The organism is Roseateles sp., from assembly GCF_047654805.1.
Lineage (GTDB): Bacteria > Pseudomonadota > Gammaproteobacteria > Burkholderiales > Burkholderiaceae_C > Pelomonas.
In genome coordinates, this window is sequence record NZ_JASGIV010000001.1 from 2,998,834 (window position 1) to 3,010,102 (window position 11,269).

Here is an 11,269-nt window from a genome sequence, read left to right on the forward strand (position 1 = left end):
CGTTAGCCAGACGGCGCTTCCCGCGCTGCTTCTCGACTGCCGGCGACCTGCCCTCACCCACGGCGCGCCTGGCACCCGTCGATTTCTCTCGGGCGGCAGCCCACGAAAGGCCATCGCGGCCATGGTGTCCAAGAGTCAGCGTCTCCCGTCGTCCGCTGACTCGATAGTCGCGCCGAAATGAGATCGCTCCGGCCGGGCTGATGACGACGTACATGGCGTCTCGGTCCGCGACCTTGAAGGACTTGACGCGAGGCTTGAGATTGAGAAACGCGGTGTCCGTGAGCATCTAGATGGCAGTTGATCGGGCAGCCCCCTGCCGCCCGCACCCAAGGCCGGCTGTCGGGATGTGAAGGGGGATCCAAGGACTTCGCGCTGCAAACCGGAGCCAATACCGGATCGTCGCAGCGCAGATGTTGCCGCCTTGGCGAGGAGCAACTCGACGCCCGCAGAGCGGCCTTCCGTCGCTGGCTCGCTCAAATGGGTGCTTGCAATGTTTTTATTATTCCATCAAACTGGAATCATGGAATGCATGGAAGTCATCAAGAGCTTCGCCGCGCTGGCACAGCCGCTACGGCTGCAGGTATTCCGCGCCCTCGTGGTGGTCGGCGAACCCGGTCTGACACCGGGCGCGATCCAGGAAGCACTCGGCGTCGCGCCCGCCACGCTGTCGTTCCACCTGAAGGAGCTGGTCAATGCCGGTCTCGTCACCCAGGAGCGTGCCGGCCGCAACCTGATCTATCGCGCGCACTACGAGCAGATGAACTCGCTACTCGCCTACCTGACCCAGAACTGCTGCCTGGGCGAAGCATGCGTCGTCGAGAGCAGTTCGGCTTCCTGCGGCTTCTGACTGAACCCCCCATGCTCGACAACACCTTCAACGCCCTGTTCATCTGCGCCGGCGACTCGGCCCGTTCCGTCATGGCCGAGGGCCTGATGAGCGGCCTGGGCGAGCGGCGCTTCAAGGCCCACTCCGCTGGCAGCCACTCCAATAGCACGGTCAACTCGATGGCCCTTCAGGCACTGGCCGCGTTGCACGCCTCAACTGACGGAGTCCGCAGCAAGAGCTGGGATGAGTTCGCCGGCGCTGGCTCGCCCATCATGGACTTCGTGTTCACCGTCCGTGACTCGGCGGCGGGCGAGCCCTGTCCCCTGTGGCCTTGCCAGCCAATGAAGGCCCGCTGGGGCGTGCCCGACGCTGGCCATGTGGGAGGAACGGAGGGCCGCGAAACCGCGGGCCTTCCTCGACGCGGACAGCCCCCTCAAGCGCCGCATCGAACTGCTGCTGCCGCTGCCCATCACCAAGCTTGAACCCCTGACAGATCGGCACCCGCTGAGCTCTCCCATGACGACTCACGTTCTCATCCTCTGCACGCACAACTCCGCTCGCAGCATCCTCAGCGAGGGCATGCTCAACCACTGGGCCAAGAAGCTCGGCAAGGACGTGCAGGCCCATAGCGCCGGCAGCGCTCCGAGCGGCCGCATCAACCCGTTCGCCGTTGAAGCGCTGCAGAACGCCGGCGTTGACGCCAGCGCCTACTACAGCAAGAGCTGGGACCAGTTCAGCCAGGACGGTGCGCCGCCGCTGTCCGTTGTCATCACGGTCTGTGACAGCGCCGCTGCCGAGCAGTGCCCGGTGTTCTTCGGCGCAAATCGGGATGGAGGCCAGCCGGTGAAAGTGCATTGGGGCTATCCGGACCCGTCCAACGCTGAGGGTGGCGACGAGGGCAAGCGGCGCGCTTTCGAGCTGACTCGCCAGGCCATCGGCTTCCGCATGCTGCAGCTCCTGCAGTTGCCGTTGGAAGACCTGAGCAAGGCCGAGATGCAGCAGGCACTGGCCGGCATCTGTAGGAGCTGAGCATGAGTCTGTCCCGCAAACTCCTGGCCGAAGGCCTGGGCACGGCACTGCTGATGGCCGTCGTCATCGGCTCCGGCGTCATGGCCGAGCGCCTCTCGGGTGGCAACGTCGCTATCGCGCTGCTGGCCAACACGCTGGCCACGGTCGGTGGCCTCTACATCCTCATCGAGGTCTTCGGGCCTACCAGCGGCGCACACTTCAACCCCGCCGTCAGCGCCGTCATGGCCTGGCGCGGCGAGCTGCCGGTAGCCGCACTGGCGCCCTACGTCGCAGTCCAGCTCGTCGGCGCCATGCTGGGCGCCTGGCTGGCCCACGCAATGTTCGACATGAGCATCCTGCAGTTCTCCACCAAGATGCGCAGCGGCGCCGGCCAGTGGATCGCCGAGGGCGTGGCGACCTTCGGGCTGCTGCTGGTCATCCTGCGCGCGCCGGGCTCGCGCGTGGCCGCGATGGTCGCAGCCTACATCGGCGCGGCCTACTGGTTCACAGCATCCACGTCCTTCGCCAACCCGGCTGCTGTGTTCGGTCGGATGTTCAGCGACAGCTTCGCCGGCATTGCGCCGTCCAGCGCACCGGGGTTCGTCATCGCCGAGCTGCTCGGCGCCGCCTTCGCCATAGGCGTGCACCAGGTACTGTCGCGCCAGGCTCCGAGCGAGATTCCCCCCCAAGTCCGCCCATCATGTCTGACCGTCTCTTTCCCGACGCCACCTTTCCGGCGCTCAGTGCCGCATTACTCGATGTACCGATCCAGGAGCGCCTGGTCGTGCCGGTGCCGTCTCGGCACCGGCCGCGCATCCTGATGCTGTACGGTTCCCTGCGCGAGCGGTCCTACAGCCGGCTGTTGACCTTCGAGGCGGCCCGTCTGCTGGAGGCCATGGGTGCAGAGATACGAATCTTTGACCCTAGCGGGCTCCCGTTGCCCGATGACGCGCCAGACACTCACCCCAAGGTACAAGAGCTGCGCCAGCTCGCCGCCTGGTCCGAGGGCATGGTCTGGACATCGCCCGAACGGCATGGCGCCATGACGGGCATCATGAAGGCCCAGATTGACTGGATTCCGCTGTCGTCAGGCTCAGTGCGGCCCACGCAGGGTAAGACGCTGGCGGTGATGCAGGTGTCGGGCGGGTCGCAGTCGTTCAACGCCGTGAACCAGATGCGAGTGCTCGGGCGCTGGATGCGGATGCTGACGATCCCCAACCAGTCGTCGGTGGCGAAGGCCTTCGCCGAGTTCACCGACGAGGGTCGCATGAAGCCGTCGTCGTTCTATGACCGCGTGGTGGACGTGATGGAGGAGCTGTTCAAGTTCACGCTGCTGACGCGCGACCTCAATCCCTACCTGCTGAGCCGCTATAGCGAGCGAAAGGAAAGCACGGCGGAGCTAGGCCGGCGCGTCGACTTGGACGCGGCGGTCGGCGCGGCCTCCTGTGGCTGTAGCCCCGCCAACTGCGCGTCGAAGGCAACACCTGCAGCCGTGCCAGTCGTCGTGGCCGAGACATCGGCGCAACCAGCGCGCCGCCGCAACTGAGGATGGCCAACGGCCGGTTGCACGTCGTAGCCGCACTGGGCATCGTCCAGACCATTGCCTGGGCGTCGTCGTACTACCTGCCGGCGCTGCTGGCCAGACCCATGGCGCGCGAGCTGGGCCTGGCCGAACCCACGGTGTTCGCAGCCTTCTCAGCGGCGCTGGTCATTTCCGCGCTCGTGGGCCCACATGCAGGCCGGTTCATCGACCGCTGGGGCGGTCGTCCAGTGTTGGTGACCACCAGCGCAGTGTTCGCGCTGGGGCTCGCGATGATGGCGCTGTCCACCGGGCCCATGAGCTTGTTCGCGGCCTGGCTGGTGATGGGCGTCGCGATGGGCGGCGGCCTCTATGAGGCGGCGTTCGCGTCGCTCGTGCGCCTGTATGGGCACGAGGCACGCGGCGCCATCACGGGCATCACGCTGATCGCTGGCTTCGCCAGCACCGTGGGATGGCCGCTGACGGCGCTGCTGGAGCATGCCTGGGGCTGGCGCGGCGCCTGCGCTTGCTGGGCGACGCTGCACCTGTTGGTGGGCCTGCCGCTGAATGCTGGGTTGCCCAGAGTTGGCCCAGCTGCCACGGCCGCCCTTGGGGATATGGCTATCAAATCTGAGTCGCCAGTTGACGGCCCGCCGCTCAGAACCGCAGTGCTGCTGGCCTGGGTGTTTGCTGTCACCTGGTTCATCAGTACCGCCATGGCCGCGCACCTGCCTCACCTTCTGGGCGCCATGGGCGCCGCGCCAGGCGCAGTCGTCGCCATCGGCGCGCTGGTCGGGCCGGCCCAGGTGGCAGGGCGGCTGCTGGAGTTCGGGCTCCTGAGACGCATGCACCCTTTGCAGTCAGCGCGGGTCGCGACTCTCATGCATCCGCTCGGTGCCGCGCTGCTGGCCGTGCTGGGTGCGCCGGCCGCAGCGTCCTTCGCACTGCTACACGGTGCTGGCAACGGCATCCTGACCATCGCCAAGGGCACCCTGCCACTAGCGCTCTTCGGGCCGGCGGGCTACGGGCATCGGCAGGGGCTGCTGATGATGCCGGCGCGGCTCGCGCAGGCACTGTCACCGTGGCTGTTCGGTCTGATACTGAGCCGCTTCGGCACTACTGCGCTGTGGTTCTCGGCGGGCGTCGGGCTCACTGCCCTGGTGGCGCTGCTTCTGATCCGTGTCGAATCGGCGCGCCGCGCAGGAGGCGAACTGCCCAGCGACGCTTGAAAGCAAAGGCCGGCGCATAGCACAGGCCCCAGTCTCAGTTCAGAGAGAACTTGCAGCCAGCACAGCAGCGCGTGACGCGGCAGGCGATGTGGCCGGCTCAACCCGCGGCCGGAAACTCATCTATTTGTTGATTTCAAAAGGGGCTTTCAGCCCCTCACTCCCACTCGATCATCAAAAAGACGCCCAAACCCGCGTAGTCCTGCATCCAAAGTCTCGGCCTAACTCACAGGCCAGTGTGAAGCTGTGAGCCATCGCGTCAGCCCTCCCCATCATCCGCCGCCTGCAACCCGTGCCAGCGCTTCCTCAAGCGCCTGGCGGTCTGCCGCGCGCTTGTCTGCCGTGCGCTGCGCGAGGTTGTGCAGCTTGCGCCGCACACCCGGCAACTCCGCCGCATGCGCAAGCCCGATCAGGCCGAAGTCCGGCTGCTCGTTCTCCACGGAGCACAGGAACGCACACGACGGCTCATCCAGCCACGCTGCCACACGCGACAACAGGCGCTCGCGGCTTTCCAGCAAGGCTCCGACCTCAACGGGCTCGGTCGTCATGCCTTTGAAATGCGCCTCAAAAGTGGCCTCGAAATCGGCAGGCGCGCGCGGCGCCAGCATCTCCCACGCCGGTTTGGGGCTGCAAGTCAGGTACACGAGGAAGGTGCGCCAGAGCATCTCATCCGCCCGTTCATCGTTCAGCAGCAAGCCCACATCGAAAAGATCGCGCGGATGCTGCCGCGACAGCGCCGCCGCGAGCTTGCCGGCATAGAGGTCGGCGAAATCCAGCACCTGCACCTCGGCGAAGCCGAATGCGTCCGCCACCCGCGGGCGCACCACCATTCTGCGCACCGGATGCACCGTGCCGCGCATCACCGGCGTCGTCTCGATCTGCACGCGCGCGCGGCCGCGGCTAGCCACCAGCCGCGTGACCGTCCCTGCGCCCTCGCCCACCGAGGTCTGCACCTGCAGTTGCAACGGGCGGGCGCGCAGCACGTCTGCCAATCGCCCAAGGGCTTCGGCAATCAGCTTCGCATCCTCGGCATAGTCGTGGACAGGCAGCCAGGCCAGATCGATATCCACCGACAAGCGCGGCAGGTCGTGCTCGAAGAGGTTGATGGCCGTGCCGCCCTTGAGCGCAAAGTGCGGCTCCTGCGCGAGCACCGGCAGGACATCGACCAGCAGCCGCACCCGGTCGGTGTAGCGCCGATCCCAATGGTCAAGCCAGGTGCTAATCGAGGTCCCCCGGCAGGGTGATCTGGTAAGTCGGATGCAAGCGCCCGCCGGGCACCAGCGCGCGCTTGCCCCGGCCCAGTTCAACCCCATCGAGGGGTACGTGAGACAGCCACGCATGCTTGTGGCGTTCGGCCAGGGCCAGGAACAGCCGCTTCGCCTTGATGCTGTGGCAGTGGCGCAGCATCAGACCGACACGCTGCGGCCGCAGCGTCGTCATCGCCTGCATCAGCGCATCAGCCTCATAGACCAGCGCCGCATCCGACACGCCATCGCACAGCTCCAGCATGGCCCGCTCGGGCGTGGAGCACACCAGTGCCGACTCGGCACCCGAGTCCATCCGATGCCACGCCAGCCCCTGCCCGGCCAGCACGGACTCGGATACCTCGGCCGTGAACGACACGGCAGGCAGATCGAACGGCCCCTTGCCCAGGAACGCGAAGCGCTCCTGCAGCGGCAGCTTGCTCATCCAGCCTGGCGGCCGCTCCGGCCCATAGAGGGTAATCGTCCCGGCATCGCCCAGGCGCAGGTAGTGCTCGTGCCCCTGCAGGGTCAGCCCGAAGCGCCCCCCTACATGCAGCGGCATCCGCTCTCCGGCTTGCAGGCTGCGCACCACACCATCCCACTGCAGACGCCCGCCTTGGCGCAGGTACACACCACGGGCCGGCGAAACTAGCCAGCCACTGCCCACATAGCGTGCGACGAGGCTGTTCGAGTAGCCGTGCGCCCGTAGCCAACGACTGGAAACCAGGCGCGTGTCGCCCAGATCGGCCAAGAGGCGGTTCAGCTTTCCTGCATTTTGGTCACCCATAGTGCTCAAAATACAGCTTTCTCGAACCCATACCAAGTCTCGATAGTTCGTCAAACTGGAAATTCGATCACTTAAAGTGATCTTTTTGCAACAACAATAAACCACCCGCCGTCCATCGGCGGAACGTTCCAAGAGGATCTGCATGCGATCCCCCTGTTACACGGTCGCACTCAGTACCGGCACCACCACGTTCCGGGTCGTACCGGGACGGCAACACAAACCGGGTGACCGCAACATCGGATTCATCCCATCGAGGTTCATGCGGGCTCATCTAAAACAAGGACTGCCAAACTTGCGCGCCGCCGGAGCGCCTGATGGCCCTTGAGCACCACCTCTTTCCATCCAAAAGCCGGTCGGTTGTCAGCGCCCTGACGGTATTCGGGGGTAGCTCCGATCCAGAGCTGACGGTATCAACAACAGCTTCCCCGGAGGAACTGACGGTATCGGCGTCAGGGCCGCTCCCACATCTTGGCGGTACCCGCGGTCGAAGCGTCCTGGCACCCCGGTCTGATACCGTCAAGTCAGTGCCATGTTGCGCCATCAAGCGCCACGGAAGTCCACCGACGCAACCCAACGACTGTTTGCGTTCGCCTAGACCCCAATGAGCGTCTTGGCCGTGGGCAACATCTCTTCCAAGATGGCCCGCAGCGCATCCGCATCAGCCTTCGTGATGGGAGGCAGCGGCGCGCGATACGTCACCCGATTGCGGACATCGTGCAGTCTGCTGAGAACGCTCAGCTTGGGGACATCAAGCTTAAGGTCGACCGCCACCCGCTTGATGGCCGTCGCACGGTGACTGCCCGTATCGGCCGGCCGCACCTCGTAGAACTCGAGCACGGCCATGACGACACTGAACATCCCCTCATACGCGAGGAAGAACCTGGCCGAGTCCGGCATGGTGAGCTTGGCAGCAGCCGCCATGTCGTCAGCCGTCCGCAGGAACTGGGCAATGGAGTCCTTGTTGGACACCGCCTCCTTGAAGCTGCCAGTCTTCAGGAGTCCGTCGTACTCAGGTGGTCTCGGCACGTATCGCCTCCATCAAGTCAACGCGCGGCCCCTTCTTGATGGCAGCCAGCACCGGGTCATCAGCGGCCCACTCCTGAGGCGAATAGACGTTCACGTGAACTGAACGCCCCAGTTCACTTTGAACTGCGTCGAGCAGCGGAGAGACGTCGAACAAGTCGACATCACCCACGACAGCCACGTCGATGTCGCTCTCGCTGGTGTCGGTACCTGAGGCCACCGAGCCGAAGACGAATGCCTCCGTCAGTCGGCTTGCAATCGGAGCGAGGACCTTGGCCAGCGGTTCAGTCAGCCCAACCGTCTTCAGCACCATCTGCCGGAGCTCGGGATAGAGCACGAACTGTGGATTGGCGGACAACCTGCGTTGGTTGCCGACCTTTCGCTCGCGCAGGAGACCGGAATCAACCCATCGCTTGAGTACGGTGCTCCCTGCCCCCCTGCTGCTGCCCATGTGCTTCAGCAGTTCAAGGGTCCCAAAGTCTTGGTCCGGGCGAACCAACACCAGGCTCATCAACCGCTGCTCGGACTTGGACAGGAAGGCGTCAAGAGGCCGCATGACATTTTCCTAAATTGGGAATGAATGTACTCATTTAAGGAACCAACGTCAAGCGGCCTACCAACCCCGCCCTGCGGGAGGCGCATTACCTCTATCAGATCAACAACTTACGGCCACTTAGACCTCGATTTCACGTCCACTTGCAGCGGCAAGGACCGAATCCAAGCTGTTGATTTGTATAGGACTTTTAGACCCCTCACTCCCACTCGATTGTCAACCTAACCGACCACCTACTGGGATAAATGGAGAAAAGCGCCCTCCCCAGTTCGCTCGATACCGTCTGAGACGCCGGCGAATCAGGTTCGCTTGCACGGATCCCAAATCGTCCCCCACCGTCTCACCCCAAACTGCCTCCAGTTGGGAGTACGTCCTAACAGTAGCAGAACCGCCCGAGACCGCAAAATTGACGGTATCAGGAGTTCAAAAACCGAGCCGTTTGACGGTATCAACGACGGTATCGGCTCGGATCAACCGAAGGGGATGCGTGGGGACTCGCTGCTGTGGATGCTGTCATGGCCGCGCTCTGTGAGTTGCCCGGACGCTCATCGCGGCTGCTCTTGTTGAGACTGCGCGCGGCCATGCCAAAGGAAGAATGCCAGCACGACGGCGAGGACCACGGCCTGGGCGGCAAGGCCGATGGTCGAGGGGTACACCCCCAGCAGCTCAAACCGAGGAGCCGTCAGCGCGCTCGGTGCAATCCAGCCTGCCTCCTGCAGCGCGGCCACACCCTTGCCCGTCAGCACCACGGCGAGCACCGCAACCAGCCACGAACTGGCAGAGAAGAACTTGCCGATGGGCAGCCGGGCGCTGAAGCGCAGCAGCAGGACGGTGATGGCCATCAGGCAGACGACGCCCGTCGCCAACCCGGCCAGGATGGCGTGGTCGTTGCCCTGGCCCCAGAGCGCCGCGTAGAACAGGATGGTTTCAAAGACCTCGCGATACACCGCGATGAAGGCCAGGCCGAACATGAAGAACGCCGACTTGCGGTTCAGCGCCGCAGACATGCGTTCACGCAGGTAGGTCTGCCACTGGCCGGCGACGCTCTTCTGGTGCATCCAGACGCCGACGCTCACGAGCACGGCCGCAGCGAAGAGGCTCGATAGCCCTTCCGTCACTTCCCGGTTCGCGCCGCTGATGGTGACGAGATACGTCGCCGCACCCCACGTCGCCGCGCCCGCGAGGAGCGCTGTCACCCACCCTGCGTGCACGTAGGCCAGGACATCTGGGCGTTCCGCCTTGCGCAGGAAAGCAATCATGGCGACGACAACCAGGAGGGCTTCAAGGCCTTCGCGCAACAGGATGGTGAGGCTGCCCAGGAAGGCGGCCGTTGCGTCCGCCCGCGAGTCTGCAAGCACCTGGTCGCCCAGCGTGAAGAGCCGCTCAACATCGGCTGCAGCTGCGGCCACCTGGTCAACCGGGGCTTTGTCCGAGATGCGCGAACGGTAGAGGCTCATCCCCACTTCAATCTGGTTCTTCAGCGATCCGTCCTTGGCCGCGAGCGCCTGCTCGTAAGGCTCGACACCGTCCAGGTAGGACGACAGGGCCAGGTCCTGCGCCTTCTTCAGGTCGCCGGCCTTGTAAGCCGCCAGGCTGTCCTCAAGCTGCTTGCGCGCGAGCGTCAAGCCACCTGTGGGTGCCTGGTTCAGCACCTCCGGGCTTGCATGCAGATAGGCCATGACCGCACTCGCGTCCTTGGCGCCCAGCGCCTCGACCAGGTCGTTCTGCGTCAGGCCCACGAAGCGGTCGAGATTGGAGATGGCGGCTTTCGCCTTCCCGCCTTCCGCCCAGACTTTCTTGCCTTGCTCGACCTCGCTGCCGTCATGCGCGAAGGTGCCCAGGTAGGTGGCCACTGCCCATCGGTCCTCTTCGGAGAGCTGACTGAACGCGGGCATCGCTGTACCGGCGATGCCTTGCGACACCGCCTGGTAGAGGGCAAAGAGGCTGCGCTGGCTTGCGCGCTCCTTGTCGGTGAAGGCGATGGGTGTTGGGTCCAACGATTTCCCAACGGGCCCGTCGCCGTTGCCGGTCGCGCCATGGCAGCTGGCGCAGTTCTGCGCGTAGACCTTCTCACCGAGCTTGACGTCGGGGACAGTCGAGGGCGCCAGCGGCACGGGGTATGCGGCGATGAGGTGTTTGGCCAGCGCCTTCGACAGCGTGCCAACTTTGCCCGCGTCGGCACGGGCCGCGATGGCCGCCTCAAGTTCAGCGGCCTGGGCAACCAGCGCCGCCTGCTCGGTCTTGGCTTCCAGCGCGGTGATCTTGGTTCGCGCCGTCAGCGCGAACTCCTTCATCTCGTCGTACTCGGACTGTGAGACCACCTTGCCATCCTGGACGGCACCGGCGTAGTCGACGGCCAAGTAGTCAAGGATTTGCCAGACGCGCTTCACGTCGGCTTCAGACGCCTGCAACACCCCGGAGAAGAGGAACGCGGCGAGGACGGCGAGCATCTTGGCGCTGCGATGGACGGACTTAGTGAGACTCATTTCGGTTCTTGTGCAAAAAGATGGCCCGCGCATTGCGGGCCCATGTAGCCGTGGGACTCAGCGCGTGCTTTTCAGCAGACGCAGGCCGTTGAAAATCACCAGCAGGCTGGCGCCCATGTCGGCAAAGACCGTCATACCTGTGCTCCTCTTCCGCGCCAGCGAGTTGTACCGCAACATCAGGGACCGAGCGCATGAGGGCGCGCTACCGAAGCTCAAACTCGCGCTGGCCCGGCCGAGCTTGCTGGTGCTGGATGACTTCCGCATCGGGGAGATCGACCCGCTATCCAGCCAGTTCGTGCTGGAGCTGGTGGACGGGCGCATGCGCACGGGATCGCTGCTCATCAGGAGCCAGTACCCCACCGAGAAGTGGCACGCATTCTTCCCTGACCCGACTGTTGCCGATGCTGTGCTGGACCGCATCGTGCACAAGGCGCATCGCGTCAACCTCAAGGGCGAGTCGATGCGCAAGGTGATGGCGAAGAAGATGTTCCAGGCCGTCTAGGACCACCAGCACGCTGGAACACCTGACCAAGTCGCTGGACTTGGTGCCCAACGCCCCGGACTGCGTGCACGCATCGCCGGACTGGCGCGCGTGGA

Annotated in this window: 11 protein-coding genes and 2 pseudogenes; 7 read left to right on the forward strand and 6 right to left on the reverse strand. The window is 64.8% G+C overall.

Annotation, left to right across the window (positions count from 1 at the left end; all coding sequences use genetic code 11):
* Positions 1 to 34: 34 nt before the first annotated feature.
* A pseudogene (locus QM732_RS13525) lies at positions 35 to 286 on the reverse strand (Arm DNA-binding domain-containing protein); the annotation flags it as partial.
* A gap of 234 nt (positions 287 to 520) precedes the next feature.
* Between QM732_RS13525 and QM732_RS13530 the strand changes: the two are divergent.
* From QM732_RS13530 to QM732_RS13555, 6 genes and pseudogenes are all read left to right on the forward strand, one after another.
* Positions 521 to 847 (forward strand): ArsR/SmtB family transcription factor, encoded by a 327-nt coding sequence (locus QM732_RS13530; RefSeq protein WP_415656653.1) that lies wholly within the window; start codon positions 521 to 523, stop codon positions 845 to 847.
* 11 nt (positions 848 to 858) lie between these two features.
* A pseudogene (locus QM732_RS13535) lies at positions 859 to 1,318 on the forward strand (arsenate reductase ArsC); the annotation flags it as partial.
* Positions 1,319 to 1,342: 24 nt separating this feature from the next.
* Positions 1,343 to 1,855, forward strand: a complete 513-nt coding sequence (locus QM732_RS13540; RefSeq protein WP_415659381.1) for an arsenate reductase ArsC — start codon at positions 1,343 to 1,345, stop codon at positions 1,853 to 1,855.
* Positions 1,856 to 1,857: 2 nt separating this feature from the next.
* Positions 1,858 to 2,655 carry an aquaporin gene (locus QM732_RS13545; protein WP_415656654.1) on the forward strand — a complete coding sequence of 266 codons (798 nt, stop codon included), beginning with the start codon at positions 1,858 to 1,860 and terminating at the stop codon, positions 2,653 to 2,655.
* Positions 2,601 to 3,380 carry an arsenical resistance protein ArsH gene (gene arsH, locus QM732_RS13550; RefSeq protein WP_415659382.1) on the forward strand — a complete coding sequence of 260 codons (780 nt, stop codon included), beginning with the start codon at positions 2,601 to 2,603 and terminating at the stop codon, positions 3,378 to 3,380. The genes QM732_RS13545 and arsH overlap by 55 nt, the downstream gene beginning before the upstream one ends.
* Before the next feature lie 2 nt (positions 3,381 to 3,382).
* Positions 3,383 to 4,582, forward strand: coding sequence for an MFS transporter (locus QM732_RS13555; protein WP_415656655.1), 1,200 nt, complete (start codon positions 3,383 to 3,385; stop codon positions 4,580 to 4,582).
* 269 nt (positions 4,583 to 4,851) lie between these two features.
* On the opposite strand, the gene QM732_RS13560 is transcribed toward QM732_RS13555, so the two are convergent.
* From QM732_RS13560 to QM732_RS13580, 5 genes are all read right to left on the reverse strand, one after another.
* Positions 4,852 to 5,802, reverse strand: coding sequence for a nucleotidyl transferase AbiEii/AbiGii toxin family protein (locus QM732_RS13560; protein ID WP_415659383.1), 951 nt, complete (start codon positions 5,800 to 5,802; stop codon positions 4,852 to 4,854).
* A complete protein-coding gene (locus QM732_RS13565; protein WP_415659384.1) occupies positions 5,798 to 6,610 on the reverse strand; it encodes a type IV toxin-antitoxin system AbiEi family antitoxin domain-containing protein in 813 nt (270 codons plus the stop codon). Before QM732_RS13565 ends, QM732_RS13560 begins: the two co-directional genes overlap by 5 nt.
* 591 nt (positions 6,611 to 7,201) lie before the next feature.
* The gene (locus QM732_RS13570; protein ID WP_415659442.1) at positions 7,202 to 7,636 is read right to left on the reverse strand and encodes a hypothetical protein; all 435 of its coding nucleotides are present in this window, start codon (positions 7,634 to 7,636) and stop codon (positions 7,202 to 7,204) included.
* Positions 7,620 to 8,189: a nucleotidyltransferase domain-containing protein gene (locus QM732_RS13575; protein WP_415656656.1), complete on the reverse strand. Its 570-nt coding sequence runs from the start codon at positions 8,187 to 8,189 to the stop codon at positions 7,620 to 7,622. The genes QM732_RS13570 and QM732_RS13575 overlap by 17 nt, the downstream gene beginning before the upstream one ends.
* Positions 8,190 to 8,731: 542 nt before the next feature.
* Positions 8,732 to 10,672 carry an FTR1 family protein gene (locus QM732_RS13580; protein WP_415656657.1) on the reverse strand — a complete coding sequence of 647 codons (1,941 nt, stop codon included), beginning with the start codon at positions 10,670 to 10,672 and terminating at the stop codon, positions 8,732 to 8,734.
* A 115-nt stretch (positions 10,673 to 10,787) separates the two neighbouring features.
* On the opposite strand from QM732_RS13580, the gene QM732_RS13585 reads away from it, so the two are divergent.
* Positions 10,788 to 11,174 (forward strand): ATP-binding protein, encoded by a 387-nt coding sequence (locus QM732_RS13585; RefSeq protein WP_415656658.1) that lies wholly within the window; start codon positions 10,788 to 10,790, stop codon positions 11,172 to 11,174.
* Positions 11,175 to 11,269: the final 95 nt, after the last annotated feature.

Excerpts from the sequence above, each read along its gene's own strand:
- QM732_RS13540 (WP_415659381.1), top strand. The coding sequence starts at position 1,343 with ATGACGACTCACGTTCTCATCCTCTGCACGCACAACTCCGCTCGCAGC.
- QM732_RS13530 (WP_415656653.1), top strand. The coding sequence starts at position 521 with ATGGAATGCATGGAAGTCATCAAGAGCTTCGCCGCGCTGGCACAGCCG.
- QM732_RS13575 (WP_415656656.1), bottom strand. The coding sequence starts at position 8,189 with ATGCGGCCTCTTGACGCCTTCCTGTCCAAGTCCGAGCAGCGGTTGATG.
- QM732_RS13580 (WP_415656657.1), bottom strand. The coding sequence starts at position 10,672 with ATGAGTCTCACTAAGTCCGTCCATCGCAGCGCCAAGATGCTCGCCGTC.
- QM732_RS13555 (WP_415656655.1), top strand. The coding sequence starts at position 3,383 with ATGGCCAACGGCCGGTTGCACGTCGTAGCCGCACTGGGCATCGTCCAG.
- QM732_RS13565 (WP_415659384.1), bottom strand. The coding sequence starts at position 6,610 with ATGGGTGACCAAAATGCAGGAAAGCTGAACCGCCTCTTGGCCGATCTG.
- QM732_RS13545 (WP_415656654.1), top strand. The coding sequence starts at position 1,858 with ATGAGTCTGTCCCGCAAACTCCTGGCCGAAGGCCTGGGCACGGCACTG.
- QM732_RS13585 (WP_415656658.1), top strand. The coding sequence starts at position 10,788 with ATGTCGGCAAAGACCGTCATACCTGTGCTCCTCTTCCGCGCCAGCGAG.